Consider the following 25,175-nt stretch of genomic DNA (forward strand, 5'->3'; position numbering starts at 1 on the left):
TGGTAAACTTAGAGTAGGAAAAATATATTTTAGAAATGAGGAATTATATGCACGATAGGAAAAAAATAAAGAATACTAAGCTCAGGCTGTTGGTGCGCGGATTAATGGTCGTTATTGGCGGATTCATCGCAGCCTATGGTCTGGAAACAGTCCTTATCCCGAATCACGTCTCAGATGGCGGCGTAACGGGCCTCAGCATTGTTGGCTCAGAACTGTTCGGTTTACCTCTTGGTGTCTGGATCACCATTTTAAATATCCCTTTTATCTGGTTAGGCTATCAGCAAATTGGAAAAACCTTCGCAATTTTTTCTGTTATTGGTATAGCCTCCCTAGCAATTGGTACACACCTCATGTATTATACTCCCGCTATTATTGAAGGAGATACCCTGCTAATAACCGTTGTCGGCGGTATTATCCTTGGTTTTGGAATGGGTTTGGCACTGCGTAATGGCGGTGCGTTGGATGGAATCGATATGCTCGCTGTATTGCTTTCCCGGAGATTGCCGTTTGGGACAAGTGATCTTATCCTTTTCCTGAATGCTTTTGTTTTTATCTTTGTTTCAATCGTATTCGGACTAAAGGGAGCCTTCCTTTCAGCCATAGCTTATTATATCGCTTCAAAAGTCATCCATATCGTGGAACAGGGACTAAGCGGAACGAAAACCTTCCAAATCATTACCTCTCAGCCTGAAATCATGATCGAAACGATACGCGACCGTTTAGGACGGGGTGCAACCTATAAAAAAGCATACGGCGGCTTCTCAAATGAAATGTTCAAAGAAATCACCTGTGTCATCAATCGCCTCGAAGAAACCAAAATCAAAGAAATCATCAATGAAATCGACGATACAGCCTTCGTTACCGTCTACGACACTGTCGAAGTAAAAGGCGGCAGCTTCAGAAAACGCAACATTCACTAAGTTAGGACAGGCAACATATCTGCTGATTGCTTCTATGATCAGGAATTGTTAATTCCCATGATAAAACCGGCCCTTTTATTAACTAAGGGCCGGTTTTTTTGCTTTCTTTTGATCTGGGCGCAGCACTTCTTTACTGTGAGCCACTTATTGCGGCAGAGCAGCTGCCTGATATCGGAGGATTCCTTCGAGATGTCGGCGGATTTCCTATTATATCGAACACTCTCCCCTGGATATCGGCGGATCGCTTTTCTGCACTTAACCAAATGCAAAAGGAGCCCCGAAAGGCTCCTTTTTACTTATCTCTTCATTGTTTGCTTAAGTACATCGAAAATATGAGTATTTTCATATGTGCCAGACAGCTTGTCAGCGCCAGGGCCCATTGCAGTGAGCGGTACATTGGAAGCGGTGTGGCCGGAAGTTGTCCAGTCAATAACAAATTGCCCTTGAGAATCTGCTATGTTAAACGGACCGTCTTCTTTGGAGATGCCGTCGCCGCTTTCATCCTTTGAATCTACACCTTCTACTGTCAGGCCGCCGCATTCATGGTCAGCAACAGTAAGTACCAGTGTATCAGGGTGCTTCTTCGCATATTCTTTGGCGATTTGTACGGATTTATCAAGCTGTTCTCCTGCTTTCAGCATCAGCTTGCCGTTGTTTTCATGAGACATTTCATCAATTCCTTCTTCCTCTACCATCAGGAAGAAGCCTCGTTTGTTTTGAGACAAAGTATCGATTGCTTTTGTTGTCATTTCAGGAAGGGTTACGACCGGATTGTAAAGGTCGCCTTCGCCTTCAGGTTTTTGTTCAAACATTTCTTCGTTGGCAAAAAGGCCAAGCAGCTTGTTATTCTTTGTCTTCATCAGGTCGCGTCGGTTTGTAACGTAAGAATAGCCTAATTTCTTTGCTTCATTCACAAGGTTGCCCTGTGTGCCTTTGCTTGCTTCAGAAGGGTCTTTTGCAGGTTTGTCCTCAAACTTCCCTGCATTTCCAGCGGGATACCAGAAGTCTTCACCGCCGCCTAAAAGAACGTCCACACGGCTGTTTTCAAGGTACTGCTTCGCAATATCGCTTTGCTTCGAACGGTCTGATACATGCGCACCGAATGCGGCAGGCGTCGCATCAGTGATTTGGCTTGTTGTGACAAGACCAGTTGATTTTCCGGCTTTATCAGCCATTTCCAAGATCGTTTTGACAGGCTTTTTTTCCGGGTCTACCCCGATTGCCCCATTATATGTTTTTACTCCTGAAGCCATAGCTGTTGCAGCGGCTGCAGAGTCTGTTACAACGGTTGTTGAGCTCGTGTGAACGTTTCCAGAGTAAGGCATTTTGTTCATTTCCAGATCTTCTTGAAGTCCCTTAGCCGCAAGACGGATCGCTTCGCGGTGAGCTGGACCCATTCCATCCCCGACGAATACGATGACATTTTTTGCTTTCTTAGGCTGTGCTTGCTTGCTGTTTCCTTTGGCATCTGCACCGTGACTAAACCCAAGGCTTGAAATTAGAGCCAGAGACAATGCAGCTTTTACCATAGCATTTTTCTTCTTTCCCATTTCCTTCACTCCCTTAATTGTTTGTCTACTACAGGTTAGTGGAAAAGTATTAAGGCAGTTTAAAAAAGATGTAATATTAGGAAGTCTATCATGTGTCAGAATTGTAAATATAGTCCTATTATTCTATTTATTTCGATTTTGCAGCCTTAATCATTTGACCGGTAAAAAGGAAAACCAATACACTCTAAGAAAAGTATCTGGAAAGGAGAGCTAGCCATGAACACATTTAAGGCTTTAGTGCTTGCAAAGCAAGGCGATGAGGTAACAAAAGACGTCAAAGAACTAAGCGTGGATGACCTGCCTGAGGGGGATGTTCTTGTCAAAGTCAGCTATTCAGGGGTCAATTACAAGGATGGTCTCGCTGGCAAGGCAAACGGAAATATTGTCAAAAATTATCCTTTCGTCCCTGGTATTGATATGTCAGGAACTGTCGTATCGTCAAAGGATTCCCGCTTTAAAGAAGGGGATGAGATTATTGCCACAAGCTATGAAATCGGGGTATCCCATTACGGCGGATACAGTGAGTATGCCAGACTTTCCGGCGACTGGATTGTTCCTCTTCCTGAAGGATTGTCATTAAAGGAAGCCATGATCTTCGGAACGGCCGGCTTTACTGCAGCCCTCTCAGTGCAGCGGCTTGAGGAAAACGGCCTCGCTCCTGAAAAAGGGAAAGTGCTTGTAACAGGCGCAACTGGCGGAGTTGGAAGCATTGCTGCAGCGATTCTCGCCAAAAGAGGATATGACGTGACAGCAAGCACAGGAAAGGAATCAGAGCACGGCTACTTGCGCGAGCTTGGCGCGAATGAAATTATTCCTAGAGAAGATGTGTATAACGGAGAATTAAAACCATTGGATAAACAGCTCTGGCAAGGAGCAGTCGACCCAGTCGGCGGCAAACCGCTTGCGTCCGTGCTGAGCAAAATCCAGCAGCACGGCTCAGTGGCAGTAAGCGGGCTTACAGCTGGCGGTGACGTGCCAACCTCTGTTTTCCCGTTTATTTTAAGAGGAATCAACCTGCTTGGCATTGATTCCGTCTATTGTCCAATGGAAATCCGCGAAAAGCTGTGGAAACGAATGGGAGATGACCTTAAGCCTGAAGCTCTTCAGCAGATGGTAGAAAAAGAAATCACACTGGAAGAGCTTCCTGACGCAATGGACCGGATTCTGGACAGCAAGGTGAGAGGCCGGATTTTGGTCAAATTTTCGTGATTGCTGGTCTTCTGGCAGCTGACTCTTCCTTCTTGAAGGTAAAAAAGGAGCTTGTTCATCCAAGCTCCTTTTTCCTATTACCGTATTTGCCCGCTGCCGAGCATCATATATTTAATGGTTGTCAGCGCCGGCAAGCCCATCGGCCCTCTTGCATGAAGCTTTTGGGTGGAAATGCCGATCTCAGCGCCAAATCCAAGCGCGCTGCCGTCTGTAAATCTCGTAGAGGCATTATGATAAAGTGCTGCAGCATCGACGAGCCTCATAAAGGCTGCGGCTGTTTCTTTATTTTCAGTAATAATCGCTTCCGAATGCTTTGTGCCGTACTGGTCGATGTGCTCTACAGCTTCTTCGAGACTGCTGACGGTTTTAATGGCAATCGCCAGTGAAAGATATTCATTCTCCCAGTCTGATTCATTGGCAAGAGAGGCATTCGGTAGAATGTCCAGCACAGGTTCATCACCATAGGCGCGAATTCCGTTTTCCTCAAGCGCTGCCTGCAGTTCCTGGTGATGCTTTTTCAGCCAGTCCTCGTGAACGATCAATGTTTCTGCGGCATTACAAACAGCTGGACGGTCTGTCTTGGCATTGATCAGAATATCCAATGCCTTTTTCGGTTCTGCTTCCCTATCGAAGTAAATATGACAGTTCCCTACACCTGTTTCTAACACAGGCACTGTGGCGTTTTCCACAACTGCCTTGATTAATGCGCCGCCGCCCCTTGGAATCAGCACGTCAATGTGCTCTTTCATTGTAAACAGCTGCTTTGTTGCTTCTCTGTCTGTACTCGCAATAAATTGCACCGCTTCTTTTGGAATAAGTGTATCCTGAAGCGCTTCATGCATGACAGCTGATATAGCAGCATTAGAATGAATCGCAGAGGAGCCGCCCTTTAACACGATCGCATTGCCTGATTTAAGCGCAAGCCCTGCCGCATCCACTGTTACATTTGGACGAGCTTCGTAAATCATGCCGATCACACCAAGCGGAACACGGACCGTTTTGACGTCAAGGCCGTTTGCAAGCGTCCATTCTGACAGAACATCGCCAGTTGGATCCTCAAGCTTTGCGACTTCTCTCAGTCCTTCTGCAAAGCTCTGAATTCTTTCCTCAGAAAGAGACAGCCTGTCCATAAACGCATCTTCAAACCCTTTTTCACGTCCATTTTCAAGGTCCTTTTTGTTTGCTTCTAAAATAAAGACCGTTTCTTTTTCCAATTGATCAGCCATGATATGAAGAGCCTGATTTTTTTCCTCTTCTGTCAGGCCGCTCAATGTTTTGGCCGCTTTCTTCGCTTTCTTTGCTTGTTCTTCAACAGTTGCATGCTGACGTTTCAATGCTAACGTCACCCAATCCCTCCTTTTTATAGTCCAGCTGGCATAGCTAAATCAAGATGGCAAACAAGGTTTTCAATGCTTACTGCCTGCCCATTTTTCCCTTCATCATCTTCAATCTTCAGCAAATTTTTTAATTCCTCTGAAGAGTATTTGACTGCTCCAAGGGCGATTTCTTCCGCATCAGGTGAAAAGATTCTGACGACAGCGCCTTTTTTAAACTTGCCCTGTACGGCTTGGATCTGGCTTGTCAAAAGACCGCTTTTTCGTTCCAAAATCGCAGCTTTCGCATCGCTGTCCACCATAATTTCACCTTCAGGCCCTGAATTAAAGGCAATCCATTGCTTTTTATGATCAAGATTGAAAGCATCCCGAGGACGTTCAAAATAGGTTCCAGCTGCCTTGTTTTCCACTGCATCTACAAGCAGATTTGAAACTCCAGCCCTTCCGAGGAATGCCGGTATGCCTGATGCCATGGCAATCTTAAAGGCATCAATTTTTGATTTCATTCCGCCTGTTCCGACAGAACTTCCAGTGTCGCCTGCTGCAGCTTCAATTTCCGGTGTAATCTCAGGCACCATTTCAAGAAGCTTTGCATCTTTATTTTTTCTAGGGTCATCATCATAAAGCCCTTCAATGTCTGACAGAATAATCAGCTGATCCGCATCAACAAGTCCCGCCACCTTGGCAGAAAGTGTATCATTATCGCCGAATTTCAGCCGGTCAACTGTAATGGTGTCATTTTCATTCACGATTGGGACAATCCCTCTTTCAAGCAGAACGTTCGCCGTATTCCGCGCGTTTTCATAGCGTGATTCATCTCTGAAATCGCTTCTTGTAATCAAGATTTGCGAAGCCACATACCCGTGAGACAGAAACCGCTCAGAGTAAGCTTCCATTAAGAGGCCCTGTCCAATTGAGGCTGCTGCCTGCTTCTCAGGGAGCGTCTCGGGACGCTTAAGGCAGCCAAGCTTCCGGTAGCCTGCTGCAACGGCTCCAGAAGAGACGAGCAGGACTTCATAGCCCTCATCCTTCAGCTTGACGACTTCATCTGTAAACCGTTCGAGTTTTCTTCTGCTGATTTCGCCATGAAGGCTTGTCAGAGAGCTGCTTCCGATTTTAATCACTATGCGCTTCTTTCGATTGTTTGCTTCCGTCACTGTATCACTCCTGAACTTTATCGTAGTGGTATTTTTAGACCATCGCTTTTTTCAGTTGTTCGCTCAGTTCTCTGGACCGGTTTGCGGCGCTTTTCACTGCCTGTGAAATGGCTTCTCCTCCGCCATATTCATGCAGGGCTTCTAGGCCAGCCTGAGTTGTGCCATTCGGCGAAGTGACCTTCTTTCTGAGCTCTTCAGGCGAATCCTCCTGTGAGAGCATCATTTTAGCCGCCCCAAGAATCGTCTGCGCGCCCATTTTTCTCGCCGCTTCCGGATCCATGCCGTTTTCTTTCGCCGTTTTTTCAATATGTTCCATTAAATAATAGAAGTAAGCCGGACCGCTTCCGGCAATGCCTGTGAAAAGATCCATTTGATCTTCCTCCAGAACAAAAACCTCGCCGATGGACCGGAGCAGCTCCTTCGCATCCATCACTGTATCCATTCTGGTGTATTTTCCAGGCGCAATCGCTGTTGCCGACTCGCCGATCATACTGGAAGTGTTCGGCATGACCCGGATCACCTGATTCCCAGTTCCTAAGCGTTCTTCCATATAATCTGTTGTGATGCCGGCAAGAACGGAAAGCAATGCCTGATGAGGCTGCAGCTCGTCTTTAATGGAATCAAGCGCGGCCTCGGCATCCTTTGGCTTCATCGCCAAAATAAAAAGATCCGCCTCTTCACATGCCAGCTCCTCGCGGGTCAAACCGCGCACTCCATATTTTCCGTTCAATTCTTTCAACCGCTCTTTATTGCTTCTGTTGGAGACAATAATTTGCTCTCTTGGTACGATGTCTGCTTCGACCATTCCGGAAATCATGGCCTCTGCCATTGATCCGGCTCCTAAAAAGACAACTGTTTTATTGGCTAGCACGATATCTCCCCCTCATTTGTAATCCGTTCGCACATGAAAACAACGGTTCTTATACTAACAAATCTGAGGATCATTTCAAGGGTTTTGAAGCAAGTGTGGAGGGATAGAGCCAGATAGTCTGTGAAATCGCTAACATTGGCAGAAAAACTAACAGGATTCCGTTTAAAGGGATTTAATCGGCTCTCAGAGCATTTAAACAGGATTGACGATTTGTCATCATCAAAAAAACCAGCCAATGTTTGGCTGGTTTTCCGATTTACCCGATAATCATCCATTCATATTGCCTTGTTCTCAATTCAAACAGTTTCACTGCCTCATTGAACATGCCGATTCCATCTTTCATGCCTGACAGCTGATCCTGCTTGGATCTGATTTCCTCGTGAGTCAGTTCAACCTGCTCATTCAGATTAAGAGACGGATGCTTGAAAAAGAGAACAATATCTCTTTCAAGTGCTTTTTCAAACATCTCGAACGGCGCCATGAACTTGCTGATAATTTCATCTGTTGTTTCTTCATAAGGGTCGTTTTCAATAAACTGCGTGTACCTGTTGTAAAGCATCGTTTTGTTTTGGGAGATGGCGCCAAAAAGCTTTCCTGCCCCCTTCAAGAGCAGCTGTGCCGGCGTATGGCGAAGCAGAATGTTGATATGCCCGATTCGCGCCCCGCTTGTCAGCCGCTCTGTATCCCGCTTCCAGTCTTCAAGAATTTTAAAGTCGCACGGCAGCACAATCCGCTCTTCCTTATACATGGCATTAAAGCCTTCGCTCATTTCATTCAAAAACAGCTGGCTGTCCAGAAGTTCTCCTTCAGACGTTCCGATCCATTCCTGAAGAGCTGCATAATAAGAAGGCAGCAGCTGATTTTCAAGATACTCCTGGATCACCTGGTTCATTTCATCATTAAGCTGCAGATGGATCCTTGTAAAGTCGCTGTCCTCCCGGATCTTTTTGGAGCATCCTTGAAGAAGGGCAGGAATATCCGATGCCATTTTCTTTTCCATTTCCTTGCGCAGAACGCGGAAATGCTTTTGAATGCTCATCATCTTTTCGCCTTCAAGATCATCCAGCTGGTTGATTCCGGCCTTCAGCTTGCTCACCATTTCCTCATTCCAGGTGATGGAATGATTCAGGGCATGCTCGCGCTCTGTCCGTTTGGAAAGCAGATGCGTGATCGTTTTTTTGATGAAAAGAAGCAGTTTGTCTGACCTGTCTCCCTTCATCCGGCTATGAAGCAGGCTGCCTTTCAAAAAGTCTCCAAAATCCTCTGTCTGCTGGCTGTTTTTATATTTGGACGAAAAGGCAAACACGTTTGCTTCAGGGAAGAACGGCCTGATTCTTTCAATCGTTTGATCCAGCATTAAAGCGGCTTCTGCCTCATCATAAATTGTATCCATTTTATTCAGCAGAAAATGAACAGGCATATCAGGCTCCTGCTCCTTCAGCTTCAATAAAATCTCCAGCTCATGCTCGGTAAAAGGCGCATCTGCCGATAAGACAAACAGCAGGCTGTCCGCAAGGCAAAGAAAATCAGATACATCTTCCCGAACAGCCGATCTTAAGCTGTATCCAGGCGTATCCAAAATCGAAATGCCCGTGCTGTTTAAAAAGTCAGAAGGCAGCTTATACTCCACACATGTGCTGTCGGCATCCATCCCGTATTTCTCTGTCAGCAGCGCAGCCGGGTCTGACTCCAGCAGTCTTTCCATATTTTCATTATCCGCAATTTCATTGATCTCCATTTGTTCCGCATCTTTCACAAGAACAACGGAAGAGGTGCCTTCAGAAAGAATATTCTCCCCAAGAATGGAATTGATAAAAGAAGACTTTCCAGTTCCTGAAACCCCTGCCACCATCAAATGATGCACATTAAAGTTTAGCAGCTCCTGCGCCATCCAGTTGAGCTTGCCGCCTGCTTCAATATCATTTTTCCGCGCCCAGCCTTTCACATCTTCAAGAAGAACAAGCACCTCCTCGAGACTCCGCGGAAACTCGCGGTTACGGTACACAAGGCTTTCCGCATCATGAACAACAGCTGCCTGCAGTGTGGAAGGAAACAGTTCGTTCCAGGCAAGCACAGCGGCTGAAGCATAAAGAATATGCGCCCTGTCTGCCACCTTCAGCCAATTTACCAATAAATCAGGAACAGTCTCTGAAATTTCGCGGATTTTATAATCGCCGGAAATCAGCTCGAAATACGTTTCCTTATATAGCCTTGAAAGCTCACGCCATTCATGAGAGGTATTCGCCTCAAGCGTTATAAAAAGGGTGTTAAAATTATTCAGCCACTGAATCCGCTCGCTGTTCAGGCTGTAGCTTTTCCAAAGAGCCAATGTAAAGGATTCAAAATAAGCCGCATCCATTCCGTAAAGTGTAACAAGCGCTTCATTAAAATAAGAAGGCTGAAACCGCGATGCATGTCCTTCTTCAATATAAAGCTTCAATATGTCATACCACTGGATGGACTCCGTCCGGATACATTCGCTTACAGCGAGTTCAACAGCATTGCTCCAGTCACCATTCTCCTCAAAAAAGGCCTTTGCCACAAAAGCAATATTCTGATAATCCGCATCAAGCCGCACCGCTTTTTTAATCGCCTGTACGGCAAGATCCAGCTTTCCCTGTTCTATGTATAAAGAAAAAAGCTGCAGGGAAACTTCAATATTCAGCACTGTGCTCTCTGATTCAATTCCTTTATACAGATCAAGCGCTGTCGGCAGAAAGCCCATTTCCACATAGGCATCCGCCATATTCTTTTTCGCCCACATCTCCTGCTCGTTCGCAATGTTTTCCCACTTAAAAATCGCCGCTTCGTAATCTTTATAATGAAAATAAAGTTCACCCTGTGCAAATCGGATATGCGATACCTCTGCGGGATTTTCCTCTTGTGCCGCTGCAAGCAGATCGCCGAGCAGCTGAACAGGATTCATTTCCGCCCTATCTACCGTAAATGTTTCAAAATAGGTTTTTTGACTCAATTGATTTTCTGTCATAAGACCCTCCGCAATATATAATCTCTGTCTTTGTTTCCCTGTCCGGTGCTTCTTCACACATCTGTATCTATTCTTGTATTTTATCAGAGATTTTTAAGGAGATGTGTCAGATGGATGTCAATTAAGCTACAGAATCAGCCGATTTTGTAATAATTTTATCTAAATTTGGAAGGTTTTTATGAGCATTGGCAGATTGTGCGGGGGAATGGAAAGCCCCAGCTGGAGGCTGGGGCTAGAAATTTATAGATGGAAAACTGTTTGAAAGCGGGGATGCTGTGTGTAAACCGGGAAGAACGCGCATAAATCAGGAAACCCGCTCATAAACTCCGATAACCCGCGCATAAACCGCCAAATCAAGCATCACTTACTATGAAAACAGCTCCCGCCTTCTCTCCAGCAGCACTAAAATGAAATTACCACTGCATCCATAACAGGCTCATACCCAATATTGGTGTAAATTTTATTCGACGTTGGATTATCAAGATCTGTATAAAGGGTCAGGGACTGATAGCCTCTGTTCAACAGCAGCCTTGAGAGCGCTGCAACACAGTCTGTCGCATAGCCCTGCTTTCTTTCATCCTTCGGCGTGTAGACAAAGTTGACGGTAATGTTCCGTCTTGTAGGGCGGGCTGCATTGGCAATGGAGACGAGCCTGCCGCCTGCTTCCCAGCCATAAAGGCTTTGGCGCCGCAAAAATTCACGGCTTTTCTCTTCAGCTTCCGATCTGTCTAACGGATCTCCTGTTTCTTTTCCGAACTGATACATCCAGTCAGTAATCATATCAAGGTCCCGCCTGTCAGCTTTCACAAGCCGGCCTTTTTCACTTGGCACTATTTTCGCCTCTGTCATTTTATAAAGGCGCTGGTTCATCCTGATTTTCACATCAGTTCCGTAAGCTGCAGCAATTTTCTCTGAGAGCTTCAGCGTAAATTCTTTCTCGCCAACAAGCCCAGGGATTTCCTTTACTTTTTCCATCAGAACAGAAACGAACTTCTCAGCATTCAGCCCTCTTGGCTTGCTCATCACAATTTGGCGGCGGATGGTTTGAAAAAGCACGGCAGCCGGCTGTCCATCTTCTCTTGCCAGTGCCATTAAATAAGGGATTGTTTCGCTTCCGGCGTTCATCAGCAGACCCAGGATCAGGCTGTTTTCCGCTTCATCTTCCTCTAAAAAAGGGATGACAGCCGCTTTAAAAGAATCAAGGCTTTCATATAGAATCAGTTCCGTCACGGGAATCCCTCCTATTGCAGTCAGGCTAAAGTGGACTTCTGCATGGTTGTATAAAGCGCCATGTAGCTTTTCGATTCCTCGATCTGCCCGATATCACGGTATGCTTTCATCAGCCACTGCACAGGCGCCGGATCATCAGGCCTGAGCTCCATTTCCCAGCTGAAGCATTCAATCGCCTGCTGGTAAAGGTGATACTCAAAGTACAGCTTGCCAAGCGAAAGCTGCTGCTCCGGATCATCCTGCATCGCTATCATGGACTGAAATTGCTTCAGCACAGGCAGCTTGCTGTGGGCTGCAGCGATCGGCTTCAGCCATTCGTGAACAGCTGATAGCTCCCAGGTTTTTAACAGGGCCGGAATCAGCGTCCGGAGAATTTTCTCCTGATGTTCAGCTCCCTGCAGCTCTATCAGGCAATTTTGAAGCTGCTCAAGATTGATTTGCCCGTAATCAAGACTGTCTTTTTCAAGAAGCTCTGCCAGCTGCAAGGATTGAGAAGGAGATAATGATGGCTGTTCTGACAAAAGATTAATGGCATCTTCATCTCTCCCCTGATGAAGAAATGCTTGAAGCAGCTCTTGCAATAGTCTGGGGTCCTTAACGGCTTTTTTATAAGAATCCCACAGCAGCAATGCTTTTTCATCAGCAGAATAATGAGCTGATACAAGCTTTATATAGGAATCAAAATCAGAGCCGCTCTGATCATTCCGAATGCGGTCTATGTATAGAGCAAGCTGGTCCATCCAGCGTCCTTTGCCTTTATAATAGGCTTCGAGGGCAGCCAGTGAAATGCTGTCCGTCCTTTTTTCAAACAGCTGCATTTCAGCATACAGCGGGTCTTTCTCCATGTAGCTTTGTGGTGCGCCTTCATACAGCATTTTGTATTTTTGAAAATTCATCTGATTGGCCATATCCTGGCCCCACTTGTTTTTTGGATCCATGGCCAGAAGGACCATAACCATTTGATAAGCATGGCGGAATTGCCCGTTTCTTCTAAAATCGAGGAAAAACTTCTTTATAATTTCCGTAATTTTTTCTGCTGAAAGGAAGGAATCAAAATAAGTCAGCAGGTAGGCTGTTTTTTGAGGAGTGTACTGCTTTGTCATTTGCTTGAACACTTGCTTGACTGTTTTCACAGAAAGGGATGGATTTTCTTCAAGGCACGAGGCAATGAGAGGATGCGGAGCCTCAACCGTAATTCCGTGCTGAAAAGCATAGGAAAGGCGGGAGCCTTCTTTCGGCTTAGTCTGTTTCGCGAGCAAAAACTTATTAAGGTAAAAATAGAGATAGGCAGGCTCATTCTCTTCATCGAGCGCCTCAATAATTTTCATTCGGTTATGAAAAGCCATCTGCACAGCCTTCCATCTTTTCGGCTTATCATTCATGGTAACGGTTATCCATTGGTCCTGGCGGTTCATTCTATCCCCTCCATGTTTGATTCATCCGGAATATGGTTCTACCTTTATATTAGCACTTTCAGGACACACGAAAAAGAAAAAGCTTGAGGGCTATTTGCCGCACAAGCTTTCTGCATCTTATTTTAATCTTCGTCTTTAATATCCGGATCCTCCGGAATCGGCTCATTCTGCCACTCTGCCAGCTGCTTTCTTGCCTTCTCCAGCTGTTCATGATGCGAATTGAACTGCTCCTTATTTATGAGGTACTGCTGTCCATCATGCAGCGCCCGAATTTTCTTCTGCACCACAAGACTTTCAATATAATCCTCAGGCAATGATAAATGCTCCGCTGTTTCTTTAATTGTCAGATACATTTCTCTTCACCCCAATTCTAAAAAATTGCCGTCTTCTATATCATTCTCATCAAAATCTTACTTTATGGCACAGCACACGTCAACGTACAGATATGGACAATTGCTGGCAAATGGCAATTGGGTTCGCCAACCTCCATATTATATCCGCCGAATGAAGGATCATTAACCTCATCTAATTTATCCAGGCCTTTCCTAGGGACGCAAAACTCATTTTTTAACACGCAAAATCTAGTTTTGCCTCCCTGCCCCGTGTCCTGCACTGCCCGTATTCACCGAAACAGAGCTCATATTCGCCAAAACTCTTATCATATTCGCCAAACTAAGCTTTATATTCACATAAACACCATTTAATTTATCCGAGCCTATGATAGAGGGACAAAACCCCTTTTTCAACACGCAAAACCTAGTTTTTCCTCCCCAACCCGGGTTCAGCACTGCCCATATTCACCGAAACAGAGATTATATTCACCAAAACCCCTTTCATATTCGCCAAACTAAGCTTTATATTCACCAAAACACCGTTTAATTTATCCGAGCCTATGATAGAGGGACAAAAACCCTTTTTCAACACGCAAAACCTAGTTTTTCCTCCCCAACCCGGGTTCAGCACTGCCCATATTCACCGAAACAGAGATTATATTCACCAAAACCCCTTTCATATTCGCCAAACTAAGCTTTATATTCACCAAAACACCGTTTAATTTATCCGAGCCTGTGACAGAGGGACAAAACTCATTTTTCACCACGCAAAACCTAGTTTTGCCTCCCCACCCCGGGTCCTGCATATTCACTAAAACTACTAAATTTATCAAACTCCAGCCACAAAACCCCTCTCCCCACACCTCCGCTCTTTCCCAAAACAAAAAGCAGCGGAACCCCCGCTGCTTCTACTCTTATTATCGTTCTACCAGATTCACATGAGAAGCTGTCCCGTCCTGCTTAATAATAAACTGCACCTCATACTTGCCGGTTTTATAAACATAATCCTTCTCGCCTGTTCCCGGCACCTTCCGGATCTCATCTGCCAGTCCAAATTGCTTTTCTAATAAAACAGGAGTGACACGTCCGAGGTTTGTTTGCCGTTCTACGTTTGTTCCGAAATAGCGGATTTCTTTAATGGTGCCGTTTCTGTTATAGGAAAAAGCATATCCCGGATTCCCCATATTTGCCGAGTAGACATCAAAAGAGCTGCTGCCGCTGGCAGGCCTTTCAGGTGTACCGATTTTTTTGTAAACGTCCGATTTTGTGCTGACGCCGATTTTCAGGCCTTCCACAACCTTGGGAAATTGCCCTTTAAAGGCTGAATTGTAAAGGCTGTTTGCCGTGTTAATGGCACCCTGATCCTCATTGGCTTGCGCGGTAACTTTCACTTGGCTTGCTTCTGCTGCATTCCCATCAGTTAATCCAAAGGCAGTACCAGCAAGAACAGTACCTGTGACAAGGGAAGCAGAGATGAGTTGTTTGGCTTTCTTTTGCATGGTTATCGCCTCCTCTCTATACTGGTTCCACAATCTATCAAATCCAAACATAATTTTACAGGGAAATTCCCAGACAAATTCCAAATAAAAGGGTAAAATGATTTCATAACTTACTAGGGGGTTCCTCCAATGCTTGAACCGTTTACCATAAAAATTGATGCTTTCGGGACAGACCGGCGGGTGACTGTCTATCTTCCAAAAGAGTACCAAACCAGCGGAAAAAGCTACCCTGTTCTATATATGCACGACGGCCAGAATGTTTTTCTGGATGAGGAAGCGTCCGGCGGCATTTCTCTTGGCTTGCAGGAATACCTCGAAAAAAAAGATCTTGACGTTATTGTCGCTGCCATTGACAGCAGCAGGGAAACAAACGGCAGAGTCAATGAGTATTGTCCATGGCAAAACGGGGCCTACAGTGAAAGTATTCTCAGATTCAGGGACCCTTCAGGCGGAAAAGGCAAAGAGTACGCAGAGTTTGTCACTGAAAAACTGAAGCCCTATATGGATCAGACCTACAAAACAGATCCCGGGAAATCTTATATGGCAGGCATCTCGCTTGGCGCCATGATTACGGCCTATATCTTCTGCCGCTATCCAGGCGTTTTCAAGAGAGCTGCTCTGCTTTCACCTGCCTTTTACCGGAACCAGGAGGAGATGGAAGAGCTGATCGCCAAAAGCGACCTTTCCGGCATCGAAAAAATTTACATGGACTGCGGAACAAATGAAGGCGGAGACGATGACCGCATCAGCCAGGAATGTCTCTCGTGGAACAGAACGGTTTATAGTTTACTGAAGGAAAAAGAAGTAAAACTGCGCTATGAAATTATTCCGGGTGCTCTTCACGAGTACACCTACTTCAGAAAAAGGATGCCAGAGGTTCTTTCCTTCCTTCTGAACGATTAAAGAGGTGCAGCATTTGCTGCACCTCTTTTTTTACTCCTTGACAGACCCGGCAGTAAGCCCTGAAACAATCCGTCGCTGGAAGATCAGAACAAGAATAACAAGCGGAACAGTTACCACAACTGTTGCGGCTGAGATTTCACCCCATGGGATCGTGTACTGCCCCTGGAAGAGGGCAATTCCGACTGGTACAGTTTTGTAATTTGTTTCTGTGTTGATGGTTAAGGCAAACAGGAATTCGTTCCATGCTGCGATGAACACGAGAATCGCTGTTGTGAAAATTCCCGGTGTCGCAAGCGGCAGGATGACTTTCCAGTAGGTCTGCATTAAGCTTGCTCCATCAATTTTCGCTGCTTCTTCCAGATCGAACGGGATTTTTCTGAAGAAGGTCACGAGAATCCAGATTGCAAGCGGAAGGGCGATCGTTGTATCAGGGATAATTAATCCAAGATAAGAGTTTGTGAGTCCAAGGTTTTTCATAATAATATAGATTGGCGAGATAATGGCAATCTGCGGGAACATGGTAACCGACAGCACCAATCCGAGGATAAAGGTTTTTCCCCAGAACTGCAGCCTTGCAATGGCATAGGCAGCAAAAGATGCCACAAAAACGGTGTAGATTGTTGTAATAAAAGCTACGACAAAGCTGTTCCATAAGTAGCGGGAGAACGGATAGTTGAAAAAGACTGAGATATAGTTTTTCAGCGTTGGGTTATCGGTAAACGGCGTGAATGCTTTATCGCCGAACAATTCTGTCGCCGGTTTAATAGAGGCAAGCAGAATCCACAAGAAAGGAAACATCACAAGGAATACAAAGACAACGAGCAAGACATAAAACAGGATACCTGGCTTTTTATTCATAGATTTCCCCTCCTTTACTTGCCATCATTCAGCAAGTCCCTTCCGAGGAACTTGATGTAGATCATGGAGATGATGGCGACAAAGACAAACACGATAACCGAAATGGTTGATCCTTCTCCGAACTTCTGCTGGCTGAACATCACCTGATACGCAAAGGAAGAAATCGTTTCGGTCGAGTTTGCCGGTCCTCCGCCGGTTAACACGTAGATCAAGTCAAACACACGGAATGCATCAAGCGTCCTGAACAGCAGAGCGACGAGCAGGCTTGACTTTAAAAGCGGCAGGGTAATTTTTGTGAACTGCTTCCATTTTGTTGCCCCGTCAATGCTTGCAGCCTCATAAAGGGACGCAGGAATGGTCTGCAGGCCTGCCAAAAGCAGAAGCGCCATGTACGGTGTTGTTTTCCAAACATCTGTAAAGATAACAGAAAACATTGCGCCTTGTGCGGTTGTCAAAAGATTCGCCATATCAGGTACAAGGTGAAGCGTTTCAAAAATTTTCGCTACAATCCCGTTCTGGCCGTCATATAAAAACTTCCACATGAGGGCGGATACGGCTGTCGGGATGGCCCATGGAATAAGAATCGTTGCCCTGATTAATCCTCTTCCAAAGAAGGCTTTATTGATTAAGAGAGCGATTCCGAGCCCGATGACAAGCTCAACACCGACAGATACGACAGTAAAGAATAGCGTATTGCCTAAAGCATGCCATGTTCTTGATCCTGTCAGATAATTTGCGTAGTTTTTAAAGCCGATGAAGTTCGGCTCCTGCATAACCTGGGACATTCCTTGCGACAAGCCGATCAGCTTGCTGCCCTGATCAAGCTTAGTTTCCGCATTGACAGCTTTCAGTTTTGCGGTGATATCCGTTGTTTCGCTGATGAGTTTTTTTGCTGAAGCCGAGTCAATGCTGGCAATAGCTTCATTCGGATTGATAGATTCAAAATTCAGGAGTTTATCATTAATAGAATCATATTTTTTCTTTGTTTCCGGATTGCTTTGAATATTGGAATCAATTGCTTCCAGTCTGTCCTTCATGTCAGTCAATTGATCAGCAGCATGTCCTTTTTTAATTTCATTGTCCAATCCGCTGATTAAAAATGGGAACGTATTTAAATAACGGTTTAGATCCAGACGGTACTCAAACGTAGTGGTCGATTTTGTCGGTTCATTTAATCTGAGATCAAATAAACTGTAGTAAAAGGACTGAATAACGGGCCAGATGGCAATGACAAGAATGAGAATCAGCGATGGTGCAACCAAAACATACCCCGTTTTCTGAGTGCGGGATTTTGGTTTTTTCTTCGTTTTTGGAGCAGGTTCCTTGTTCAGCTTCGGCGGCATTACTTCCATTTTCTCACTCCCTTAATTTCGCTTCTCAACAAAGTTTAAGAAAAGATAGGTTGGAATCTTTTCTTAAAATTTATGGAAAAAGTGGTTTCATAAAAACAGGAGGCCGGCTGAAGAACTAGCTTCAACCAGCCTCCGATCAAGTATTACGCTTTGATTTTTGCTTTCATTTGCGTTTCCATGTTTTTCACAGCTTCTTCCACTGTTTCAGAACCGGAAATCGCTTTGGAAACTTCGATTTGGATGATTTGAGAAATTTCCTGGTAGTTTGCTGCTACAGGACGCGGAACAGCTGCGTTCAAACCTTCCTGAAAGCCTTTGTCGCCGAATGTAGGGTTTGCTTTTAATACTTCTTTGTCATCGTAAAGGCTAAGAATTGTTGGTGCATGGCCGCCAAAGACAGCGTCAATTTTCTGGCCTTCAGCTCCAGCCATATACTTCAGGAATTCCCATGCTTCTTTTGGATGCTTCGTGTTTTTGTTGATGCCTGCCTGCCAGCCGCCTAGAGTTGCTGCAGAACCTTTGTCACCTGCAGGAAGCGGAGCGATTCCGACTTTGTCTGCAATTTTGGACTTGGATTTGTCATTGGCGCTTGCAAATTCATATGGCCAGTTGCGGAGGAAAGCGGTTTGGCCTTCGATGAACGCCTGGTCAGATTCAATTTCTGTAAAGTTCGTTACGTTTTTAGGAACAAAATCAGATTTAGCGATTTCAACCAGCTTTTTCAAGCCTTTGATTGTTTCAGGGCTGTTTACGACAACCTCGTTTTTCTCGTTCACAAATTGTCCGCCGTAGGAAGCAACAAATTCCATCGCGTCGCACACAAGTCCTTCATACTGCTTTGCCTGGAAGACGTAGCCGAATTTTGTGCCGCCCTGTCCTTTTTTCTCTTTCGCAAGCTTGATCAGGTCATCCCAAGTTTTTGGAACTTCATCTTCTTTCACAAGGTCTTTGCGGTAGAAAAGAAGACCGGCGTCAATGAATTTAGGAATGGTCCATTGCTTGCCGTTGTATTGGCCTGCTGCAAGAGCTCCCTGGTTGTAAGCATCCAGGTCGACGTTATCCTTTTGAACATAGCGGTCAAGCGGAAGCAGGTAATCTGCTTGGGCAAATTCTGCCGGCCACACGACATCAAGGTCAAATACGTCAATTTCAGAGGATTTTGAATTGAAGGCTGTTACATAAGCGTCATGCTGCTGTCCTGTATCGGAAGGCATTTCGCGGAATTTGATTTTAATGTTTGGATGGGATTTTTCAAATGCTTCAACCATTTTGGTTGTGCCCTGTGTCACGTCCTTGCCGCGTGAATAAACGAGTGTGACTGGATTGTCCTTCGTAGCTTCTTTATCTCCGCTCTTATTATCAGGAGTAGAAGAACTTGAAGAATTATTGCCGGAGCAGCCGGCAAGCGCTAAAGCAAGTGAACCTGCCAATACAACGAATTTAGATTTTTTTAAGAGATTCATAATTACCCCTTTTCGAAAAATGTAATTTTTCAGTTATTTAAGTGGAAGCCCTTACAATTAAATCAAGACCGAGCGGCGGTTTTTTATCCGGCGCCTCCCTTTCAAGAATGATGCTGATCATAAGCCGCATTGCACTTTCTCCGATTTCGTGAACAGGTTGGCGAATCGTTGTTATTTGCGGCACGATCATTTCGGCGATCGGCTGATCATCGAAACCGATTACAGCTATATCCTGCGGAACATTCAGTCCCAGCTGTTTTGCTTCAAAGATGATGCCGGCAGCGACCTGGTCGCTTCCTGTGAAGACTGCTGTCGGGCGCTCTCTCATGTCAAACATTTGCCGCATGACACGCTTTCCGTCATGATAATCGGCAGCTGTCCGGAAATACCAGCCCTCTTCTATCGTCAGTCCGTATTCCGTCATGGCCTGCTGATAGCCTTTCTCTCTGTCTTTCGCAATCCCGCTTTGAAAGCTTCCACGGCAGTAAGCGATGCGCCGGTGGCCTTTCTCAATCAGATGCCTTGTCCCTATGTAGCCCCCATATACTTGATCAAGCCTGACATTTGGAACATTTGCCCCTGCAGCGTACTCATTGCAGATCACTACAGGTCCGCAAGAAGCATACCCCTTAATATCATTCCAGCTGTTTTCAATAGAAGTCAGGATAATGCCGTCCACTTGCTTTGATTTTAGTAGTTTGAAATATTGCAATTCTTTTTCCGGATTGTATCTCGTCTGGCATACTAGCAGGCGAAATCCGTTTTCGGTGGCGACAGTATCAATGCCTTCAAGCAAGTAGGAGAAAAAAGGATTCGTCAGCATCGGGATAAAGACAGCGATGGTATTCGTCTTCTGGCTTCTCAGGATGCGGGCTGAAGAATTGGGATAGTACTCAAGTTCTTTCATTGCCTCCGTCACAAGCTTCTTTTTTTCTTCAGAAACGTGAGGATAGTTGTTCAGAACCCTTGATACAGTTGAGCGTGACAGTCCTGCCAATTTCGCTACATCAGAAATCGTCGCCATTTATTCCCCCTTCTTTTCCTCCTTCCCATCCACTTTGAAATCGATTTCTTGAAATCGTTTTCAATAAAATTGTATGCTATATTGAGAGGAAGTTCAACATTTTTTTACGAAAATATTAAGCGCTTTCATAGTATGTATTTCCATTTACTTAACGGAAAGGCTGTACTATAATGAAGTGTTCAAAAAACGTGGTTCGAGACCCTCCCACGTAAAAAAACTAAGGAGAGAAATCGTTTTGAGATTAAAAACCATTGTAACAAGCGGTATACTGGCCGCATTGTATATTGCTTTTTCGTTTGCTCTTACTCCCCTTCTCACATTTGGAGCACTTCAGTTCCGCCTCGGGGAAATGTTCAATCATCTTGTCGTATTCAACAAAAAGTATTTCTTCGGAATTATTATTGGTGTTTTCATTACGAACCTGTTTTCACCGCTCGGTGTTTATGATCTTGTGTTCGGTTTGGGCCAGTCTGTGATCGCGCTCGCCATTACCATTGCCGTTTCTAAGTTTGTAAGCAGCTATCTTGTCAGAATGCTTATTAATACGGCGGTATTTTCCGTTTCCATGATTTTGGTTGCATGGGAATTGAACCTGGCATTAGATTTGCCGTTCTTTGCAACATGGCTTTCAACGGCCTTGTGCGAGCTTGCTGTCATGCTGCTTGGCATCCCGCTGGTTACAGCGCTGAACAGAAAATTGAAGTTTAAAGACCGCGTTTAACAGCCTGCAGCCCTGCAGGCTTTTTTTAATATAAAAGGAAGTTTTTTGTAGTGAAAAAAGAGCTTCCTATACTATACTGAAAGCAGGACATATTGGCATAGCGAAAGAGGTGCGGGAATGTATTGCAGTCATTGCGGAGAACCATTGGAGCTGGATGCGAACTTTTGCTCAAACTGCGGAGCTCCTGTGGAGAAAAGAGCGGTAAACGGGCATGAAGAAAATGAACCTGATGCTGTTCATAAAAGCATCCATTTAGAAAAAGAAGCTGTACCAGAGGAAACGGAAGAACCCCGGAGCTTAACAGAGGAAGAGGAGCTCACCCTCTTTACCGGCCCCAACGCGGAAGTGTATCACCGCAAATGGGAGAGTGCGAGAAACAAAGCAGGCTGGAACTGGGCCTCGTTCTTTTTAAGCGGATACTGGCTGCTTTACAGAAAGATGTATGCGCTGTTCTTCATCTTTGCAGGCATTTCCGTTGTGCTGAACATCTTTACTCTTCCCTTTCGTTTTATGGGAGATGCGGTTAATCTCCTAACTACGATTGTGGTGAGCATCCTTGGAATAGCCTTGATGGTTATCTTTGGGATCTACGGGAACTACTTTTATTACAGGCATGCGAAAAAGAAAATTGCCGATATTAAAAGTCTGTACCATAGCCGCCCTGAGTTGATTCAAGGGGAAATCGCCAAAGCAGGCGGAACAAGCTGGATCGGTGTTTCCATTCTTGCAGCCGTGCAGTTTATCTTAATCTTACTGGTTGCTGCCGGAACGTTTTTATATATTTTTTTCAGCCTGAGTGACTCAGAGACCACTGTCGCCCCCAGCATATGGAATGATTCTTCCGCCTACAGCGGGCAAACCATTGGGGAAGCGATGGATGAGTATATGACAGACAACGGAATATCACTGACAGCTGATGATGTCCAGCAGAATTTGAAGGCAAATCTTGATCAGGACTTTGCTATCGCCGGCAAGGCAGCACTCAGCAGCTATTACGGGTACGGCTTTGCAGAGGAAAAAGCGGATTATTTCTCTGTCGAAGTAACCCCTCCTGATGCGGAGCCGGGCGATACATGGCATCTTTATTTTGACCGGCAGGACTTTGCTGATTTTTATCACGATTTAAAAAACGGAACTGTCGGCAATATTGTGGCAGCCTGCAATATTCCGAAAGATCTTTATGAGCCTGAACAGGGAAACTTGGCGTTTGCCGAGGATCTCACCTGGAGCACAAAAGAGGCCTATTGAGAAAAAGCATTCCGGCAATTCGGAGTGCTTTCTTATTAGAGAAAGGAGAGTTCTTATGGGTGAAAAAATCATTCTTCCCGGCGGCTCCGGATTTTTAGGAATGGCACTGGCTGAATACTTGCTGGGCAAAGGATACGAACCTGTTATCTTATCAAGAGGTCCGGCTAAATCAGCAAACGGCATCCGCTATGTTCAATGGGACGCCGCCCGATTGGATGCATGGAAAAATGAGCTTGAAGGCGCAAATGCTGTGGTTAATTTTACGGGGAAAAGCGTTAACTGCATTTATACGAAGGCCAACAAAGAAGAAATCCTTTCCTCGCGGCTGGATTCTGTCCGTGTCTTAAAAGAAGCAATAGAAGGCTGCGAGAATCCTCCGGATGTTTTCGTTCAGGCAGGCTCTCTTGCCATCTTCGGCGATACACGGGAGCTACGGGAAGAAAGCTCGCCGCACGGCACAGGGTTTTCCGTTGAAGTATGCGAAAAATGGGAAAATGCCTTTTTTGCAAATCCTTTACCCGACACAAGGCAGGTGCTCCTTCGAATCGGGTTTGCCCTCGGCAAAAATGGCGGCGCACTAGAACCCCTTATGAAGCTTGCAAAAATGAATCTCGGCGGGACTGTCGGCTCAGGCAAGCAGTACATCAGCTGGCTGCATCTCGAAGACTTGAACAGGATGTTCCTCGAAGCGATCGAAAATCCTGAAGTGAAGGGTGTATACAACGCAACCGGAACCTCCCCTGTCACCAACAAAGAATTTATGGCGGCTCTCAGGAAAGCCATGGGAAAAAGGTGGGCCCCGCCTGCTCCATCCCCGCTCGTCTGGCTTGGCGCGTACGCCGTGATGCGGACAGAACCAAGCCTCGCGCTTACCGGGAGGAAATGCATGCCGAAAAGGTGGCTTGATGAAGGGTTTGTTTTTAAGCATAGGGATTTGGAGGAGACGCTCAGAAAACTGGTATAACTGCAAAAAAGAGCCTCTCCAAATGGGAGGCTCTTTCCGCTTCTTATTGGCTGGGCTCTTTTTCTTACCGATTAACCGCCTTCATCCCCTCTGCAGGATACCTTCCTCCTGCAGCAGCACCCTTAGGCGCCACTTCATCAATGCGCTTCAGGTCATCATCTGAGAGCTTGACGTCAACTGCTCCTGCATTTTCTTCAAGGTATTTTCTCCGTTTTGTGCCCGGAATCGGCACAATGTCCTCACCTTGCGCGAGGAGCCAGGCCAGTGCCAGCTGAGAGGCCTTGACTTCTTTTTCTTCTGCCAGTTCTTTAATTTTGTTGACGAGATCAATATTCTTTTGAAAATTTTCACCCTGGAAGCGCGGTGAAAAGCGGCGGTAATCATCTTCAGCCAGGTCATCAAATTTCCGAATCTGTCCTGTCAGGAAGCCTCTCCCAAGCGGTGAGTAAGGAACAAAGCCAATGCCAAGCTCGCGGGTTACTGGAAGGATTTCATCTTCCACATCCCGGCTCCATAAGGAGTACTCCGTCTGCAAGGCGGTAATCGGATGCACGTCATAGGCTTTCCGGATTGTTTCTGGTCCTGCCTCTGAAAGCCCAAGATAGCGGACTTTCCCTTCTTTGACGAGTTCTGCCATGGCACCTACTGTTTCTTCGATCGGTGTTTCAGGGTCAACCCTATGCTGATAATAGAGGTCGATATGATCGATTCCAAGCCGGCGGAGACTGTCCTCACAGGCTTGCTTCACATATTCCGGCTTTCCGTTTATGCCGAGAAACTCGCCGTTTTCTCCCCTGACATTGCCAAACTTCGTCGCAATAATCACGTCATTCCGCTTTTCTCTTAACGCCTTGCCGACAAGCTCTTCATTTTTTCCAACGCCGTACATATCTGCTGTATCAAAGAAAGTAATGCCAAGTTCAATGGCTCTGTGAAGGGTCTGAATGGATTCCTCATCATCGCGTCCGCTGTAGAAATCGGACATGCCCATGCAGCCAAGTCCCAGTGCCGAAACCTCGAGTTCGCTTTTACCCAACGTTCTCTTTTGCATTCTGTGTTCATCCTTTCTTTTTCGATTAAGCATACAAACTATTATTTTCCCTCTCTCTGGAAAAATGAACCTCTTGCGTAGGCATCAAAAAGATTTATATTGTATTTTAATGGAAGTTGCTGAATAATGAATGTACTACCTTTTATAAGGAGCGACAGCATGAAAATTTGGTTCTCTGTTTTAAAAGTTATCCTAACCGTTTTTGTTTTTTACTCTCTTTTCGCACTCGGAAGCGATCATTTAGCAACGAAAGCCATCCTGCTTGCGATTTTCGGAGTTCTCCTTATTATCGAAGGATTCCTCCTTTATGCGAAAGACCCTTTACAGCGGTATTTCCATATGCTTTTAGGATTGTTCTTTATTGTGTTCCCCGCCTTAAACCAAATGACTTGGTTTCTCGCTGCAATGATTGCTCTGCTGGCCCTTTATTTAATTGCCGCTTTCAGAAAAAAGCGCATTCAGGGATAAAGCATCTCCTTGTTATTCAGCATCTCGACAAACTGGCGAATTCTCGCCTGCCTTGTTTCCGCCTTTTTCGCTGATTGTATTCTGTAGCACATGGCATACTTGTTTCTTTTGTTGAGTGTTTCAAAAAATGCTTTTGCCTCGCTGTTTTTTGTCAGCTCAGTCTGAAAATCTTCTGGAATCTCAAAATTGCTTTGCGGGGCATACGCTGCTTCCCATCTGCCGTCTGCCTTTGCCGCCTCCATTTCCTTGATGCCGCTCTGTTTCATTTTCCCAGCCGCCAGAAGCTTTTCCGCTTTCTCCCTGTTCACCTTGGACCATACACTTCTTTTTCGTCTCGGTGTAAACTTTTGAAGATAGTACTCTTCATCAAAGGATTTTTTCTGACCGTCAATCCAGCCGAAGCACAGCGCCTCCTCCAATGCCTCCTGATAGGAAACGGATGCTTCCGCCGCGTTCTTTTTCGCTATTTTCAGCCAGATGCCCTTTGGCTGCTCATAATTTTCATCCAGCCACTTTCCCCAGTCATCTTGAGTAGAACAAAGCAAAAGCGGCAATCCGTCTAATTGCTCCATCTGATACAGTCCTCCCATTCCATCTTTTTACATACTCTTTCCATA

Annotated in this window: 22 protein-coding genes and 1 riboswitch; of the genes, 7 read left to right on the forward strand and 15 right to left on the reverse strand. The window is 45.4% G+C overall.

The features are described from left to right. The first annotated feature begins 47 nt into the window (after window positions 1-47). A complete protein-coding gene (locus LRR81_RS07285; RefSeq protein WP_231788689.1) occupies window positions 48-920 on the forward strand; it encodes a YitT family protein in 873 nt (290 codons plus the stop codon). A 296-nt stretch (window positions 921-1,216) separates the two neighbouring features. Here the strand turns inward: LRR81_RS07285 and LRR81_RS07290 are convergent, their stop codons facing one another. After that, complete coding sequence (locus tag LRR81_RS07290; RefSeq protein WP_231788690.1) at window positions 1,217-2,470, reverse strand: alkaline phosphatase; 1,254 nt, start codon at window positions 2,468-2,470, stop codon at window positions 1,217-1,219. A gap of 216 nt (window positions 2,471-2,686) precedes the next feature. Between LRR81_RS07290 and LRR81_RS07295 the strand changes: the two genes are divergently transcribed. Then, window positions 2,687-3,679: an NADPH:quinone oxidoreductase family protein gene (locus LRR81_RS07295; protein WP_231788691.1), complete on the forward strand. Its 993-nt coding sequence runs from the start codon at window positions 2,687-2,689 to the stop codon at window positions 3,677-3,679. A gap of 77 nt (window positions 3,680-3,756) precedes the next feature. Here LRR81_RS07295 and LRR81_RS07300 read toward each other — a convergent pair whose 3' ends face one another. The 8 genes from LRR81_RS07300 to LRR81_RS07335 form a co-directional block, all read right to left on the reverse strand. Next, window positions 3,757-5,025, reverse strand: coding sequence for a glutamate-5-semialdehyde dehydrogenase (locus LRR81_RS07300; protein WP_231788692.1), 1,269 nt, complete (start codon window positions 5,023-5,025; stop codon window positions 3,757-3,759). Between the two features lie 14 nt (window positions 5,026-5,039). After that, on the reverse strand, window positions 5,040-6,170 hold the full coding sequence (gene proB / locus LRR81_RS07305; protein ID WP_231788693.1) for a glutamate 5-kinase: 1,131 nt from the start codon (window positions 6,168-6,170) through the stop codon (window positions 5,040-5,042). A gap of 34 nt (window positions 6,171-6,204) precedes the next feature. Continuing rightward, entirely contained in the window at window positions 6,205-7,041 is an 837-nt protein-coding gene (gene proC, locus LRR81_RS07310) for a pyrroline-5-carboxylate reductase (RefSeq protein ID WP_231788694.1), read from the reverse strand. A 256-nt stretch (window positions 7,042-7,297) separates the two neighbouring features. Then, window positions 7,298-10,030: a dynamin family protein gene (locus tag LRR81_RS07315; protein WP_231788695.1), complete on the reverse strand. Its 2,733-nt coding sequence runs from the start codon at window positions 10,028-10,030 to the stop codon at window positions 7,298-7,300. A gap of 402 nt (window positions 10,031-10,432) precedes the next feature. Beyond that, a complete protein-coding gene (locus tag LRR81_RS07320) occupies window positions 10,433-11,260 on the reverse strand; it encodes a GNAT family N-acetyltransferase (RefSeq protein WP_231788696.1) in 828 nt (275 codons plus the stop codon). 20 nt (window positions 11,261-11,280) lie between these two features. Further along, window positions 11,281-12,675, reverse strand: coding sequence for a tetratricopeptide repeat protein (locus LRR81_RS07325; protein ID WP_231788697.1), 1,395 nt, complete (start codon window positions 12,673-12,675; stop codon window positions 11,281-11,283). Between the two features lie 122 nt (window positions 12,676-12,797). Continuing rightward, window positions 12,798-13,028 carry an excisionase family DNA-binding protein gene (locus tag LRR81_RS07330; RefSeq protein ID WP_231788698.1) on the reverse strand — a complete coding sequence of 77 codons (231 nt, stop codon included), beginning with the start codon at window positions 13,026-13,028 and terminating at the stop codon, window positions 12,798-12,800. A gap of 896 nt (window positions 13,029-13,924) precedes the next feature. Continuing rightward, window positions 13,925-14,506, reverse strand: a complete 582-nt coding sequence (locus LRR81_RS07335; protein WP_231788699.1) for a YjgB family protein — start codon at window positions 14,504-14,506, stop codon at window positions 13,925-13,927. A 129-nt stretch (window positions 14,507-14,635) separates the two neighbouring features. On the opposite strand from LRR81_RS07335, the gene LRR81_RS07340 reads away from it, so the two are divergent. Continuing rightward, on the forward strand, window positions 14,636-15,409 hold the full coding sequence (locus tag LRR81_RS07340) for an alpha/beta hydrolase (RefSeq protein ID WP_231788700.1): 774 nt from the start codon (window positions 14,636-14,638) through the stop codon (window positions 15,407-15,409). Between the two features lie 30 nt (window positions 15,410-15,439). Here the strand turns inward: LRR81_RS07340 and LRR81_RS07345 are convergent, their stop codons facing one another. From LRR81_RS07345 to LRR81_RS07360, 4 genes are all read right to left on the reverse strand, one after another. Beyond that, window positions 15,440-16,267, reverse strand: a complete 828-nt coding sequence (locus tag LRR81_RS07345) for a carbohydrate ABC transporter permease (RefSeq protein WP_231788701.1) — start codon at window positions 16,265-16,267, stop codon at window positions 15,440-15,442. 14 nt (window positions 16,268-16,281) lie between these two features. Further along, window positions 16,282-17,619 (reverse strand): carbohydrate ABC transporter permease, encoded by a 1,338-nt coding sequence (locus tag LRR81_RS07350; RefSeq protein WP_231788702.1) that lies wholly within the window; start codon window positions 17,617-17,619, stop codon window positions 16,282-16,284. Window positions 17,620-17,762: 143 nt separating this feature from the next. Continuing rightward, window positions 17,763-19,082, reverse strand: a complete 1,320-nt coding sequence (locus tag LRR81_RS07355) for an ABC transporter substrate-binding protein (RefSeq protein ID WP_231788703.1) — start codon at window positions 19,080-19,082, stop codon at window positions 17,763-17,765. Window positions 19,083-19,119: 37 nt separating this feature from the next. Further along, window positions 19,120-20,106: a LacI family DNA-binding transcriptional regulator gene (locus LRR81_RS07360; protein ID WP_231788704.1), complete on the reverse strand. Its 987-nt coding sequence runs from the start codon at window positions 20,104-20,106 to the stop codon at window positions 19,120-19,122. A gap of 182 nt (window positions 20,107-20,288) precedes the next feature. Continuing rightward, window positions 20,289-20,333, forward strand: a riboswitch (PreQ1 riboswitch). A gap of 8 nt (window positions 20,334-20,341) precedes the next feature. On the opposite strand from LRR81_RS07360, the gene LRR81_RS07365 reads away from it, so the two are divergent. The 3 genes from LRR81_RS07365 to LRR81_RS07375 all read left to right on the forward strand — a co-directional run bounded on the left by LRR81_RS07365 (window position 20,342) and on the right by LRR81_RS07375 (window position 23,039). Then, the gene (locus LRR81_RS07365; RefSeq protein ID WP_231788705.1) at window positions 20,342-20,827 is read left to right on the forward strand and encodes a QueT transporter family protein; all 486 of its coding nucleotides are present in this window, start codon (window positions 20,342-20,344) and stop codon (window positions 20,825-20,827) included. Window positions 20,828-20,944: 117 nt separating this feature from the next. Continuing rightward, window positions 20,945-22,075, forward strand: a complete 1,131-nt coding sequence (locus LRR81_RS07370) for a DUF2628 domain-containing protein (RefSeq protein ID WP_231788706.1) — start codon at window positions 20,945-20,947, stop codon at window positions 22,073-22,075. Window positions 22,076-22,130: 55 nt separating this feature from the next. After that, window positions 22,131-23,039: a TIGR01777 family oxidoreductase gene (locus tag LRR81_RS07375; protein WP_231788707.1), complete on the forward strand. Its 909-nt coding sequence runs from the start codon at window positions 22,131-22,133 to the stop codon at window positions 23,037-23,039. Window positions 23,040-23,103: 64 nt separating this feature from the next. Here the strand turns inward: LRR81_RS07375 and LRR81_RS07380 are convergent, their stop codons facing one another. Continuing rightward, a complete protein-coding gene (locus LRR81_RS07380; protein ID WP_231788708.1) occupies window positions 23,104-24,090 on the reverse strand; it encodes an aldo/keto reductase in 987 nt (328 codons plus the stop codon). A 159-nt stretch (window positions 24,091-24,249) separates the two neighbouring features. Between LRR81_RS07380 and LRR81_RS07385 the strand changes: the two genes are divergently transcribed. Continuing rightward, window positions 24,250-24,558 (forward strand): hypothetical protein, encoded by a 309-nt coding sequence (locus LRR81_RS07385; RefSeq protein WP_231788709.1) that lies wholly within the window; start codon window positions 24,250-24,252, stop codon window positions 24,556-24,558. On the opposite strand, the gene LRR81_RS07390 is transcribed toward LRR81_RS07385, so the two are convergent. Further along, the gene (locus LRR81_RS07390) at window positions 24,549-25,130 is read right to left on the reverse strand and encodes a YdeI/OmpD-associated family protein (protein WP_231788710.1); all 582 of its coding nucleotides are present in this window, start codon (window positions 25,128-25,130) and stop codon (window positions 24,549-24,551) included. The genes LRR81_RS07385 and LRR81_RS07390 overlap by 10 nt on opposite strands. Between the last annotated feature and the right edge of the window lie 45 nt (window positions 25,131-25,175).

Origin of the sequence: Metabacillus kandeliae, from assembly GCF_021166585.1 — a bacterium.
Taxonomy (GTDB): Bacteria; Bacillota; Bacilli; order Bacillales; family Bacillaceae; genus Metabacillus_B; species Metabacillus_B kandeliae.

Bases quoted from the DNA above. Each gene is read 5' to 3' on its own strand.
- LRR81_RS07385 (WP_231788709.1), top strand. From the start codon at position 24,250: ATGAAAATTTGGTTCTCTGTTTTAAAAGTTATCCTAACCGTTTTTGTT.
- LRR81_RS07380 (WP_231788708.1), bottom strand. From the start codon at position 24,090: ATGCAAAAGAGAACGTTGGGTAAAAGCGAACTCGAGGTTTCGGCACTG.
- LRR81_RS07355 (WP_231788703.1), bottom strand. From the start codon at position 19,082: ATGAATCTCTTAAAAAAATCTAAATTCGTTGTATTGGCAGGTTCACTT.
- LRR81_RS07330 (WP_231788698.1), bottom strand. From the start codon at position 13,028: ATGTATCTGACAATTAAAGAAACAGCGGAGCATTTATCATTGCCTGAG.
- LRR81_RS07295 (WP_231788691.1), top strand. From the start codon at position 2,687: ATGAACACATTTAAGGCTTTAGTGCTTGCAAAGCAAGGCGATGAGGTA.
- LRR81_RS07325 (WP_231788697.1), bottom strand. From the start codon at position 12,675: ATGAACCGCCAGGACCAATGGATAACCGTTACCATGAATGATAAGCCG.
- LRR81_RS07285 (WP_231788689.1), top strand. From the start codon at position 48: ATGCACGATAGGAAAAAAATAAAGAATACTAAGCTCAGGCTGTTGGTG.
- LRR81_RS07390 (WP_231788710.1), bottom strand. From the start codon at position 25,130: ATGGAGCAATTAGACGGATTGCCGCTTTTGCTTTGTTCTACTCAAGAT.
- LRR81_RS07290 (WP_231788690.1), bottom strand. From the start codon at position 2,470: ATGGGAAAGAAGAAAAATGCTATGGTAAAAGCTGCATTGTCTCTGGCT.
- LRR81_RS07370 (WP_231788706.1), top strand. From the start codon at position 20,945: ATGTATTGCAGTCATTGCGGAGAACCATTGGAGCTGGATGCGAACTTT.
- LRR81_RS07375 (WP_231788707.1), top strand. From the start codon at position 22,131: ATGGGTGAAAAAATCATTCTTCCCGGCGGCTCCGGATTTTTAGGAATG.
- LRR81_RS07340 (WP_231788700.1), top strand. From the start codon at position 14,636: ATGCTTGAACCGTTTACCATAAAAATTGATGCTTTCGGGACAGACCGG.
- LRR81_RS07315 (WP_231788695.1), bottom strand. From the start codon at position 10,030: ATGACAGAAAATCAATTGAGTCAAAAAACCTATTTTGAAACATTTACG.
- LRR81_RS07360 (WP_231788704.1), bottom strand. From the start codon at position 20,106: ATGGCGACGATTTCTGATGTAGCGAAATTGGCAGGACTGTCACGCTCA.
- LRR81_RS07345 (WP_231788701.1), bottom strand. From the start codon at position 16,267: ATGAATAAAAAGCCAGGTATCCTGTTTTATGTCTTGCTCGTTGTCTTT.
- LRR81_RS07335 (WP_231788699.1), bottom strand. From the start codon at position 14,506: ATGCAAAAGAAAGCCAAACAACTCATCTCTGCTTCCCTTGTCACAGGT.
- LRR81_RS07350 (WP_231788702.1), bottom strand. From the start codon at position 17,619: ATGGAAGTAATGCCGCCGAAGCTGAACAAGGAACCTGCTCCAAAAACG.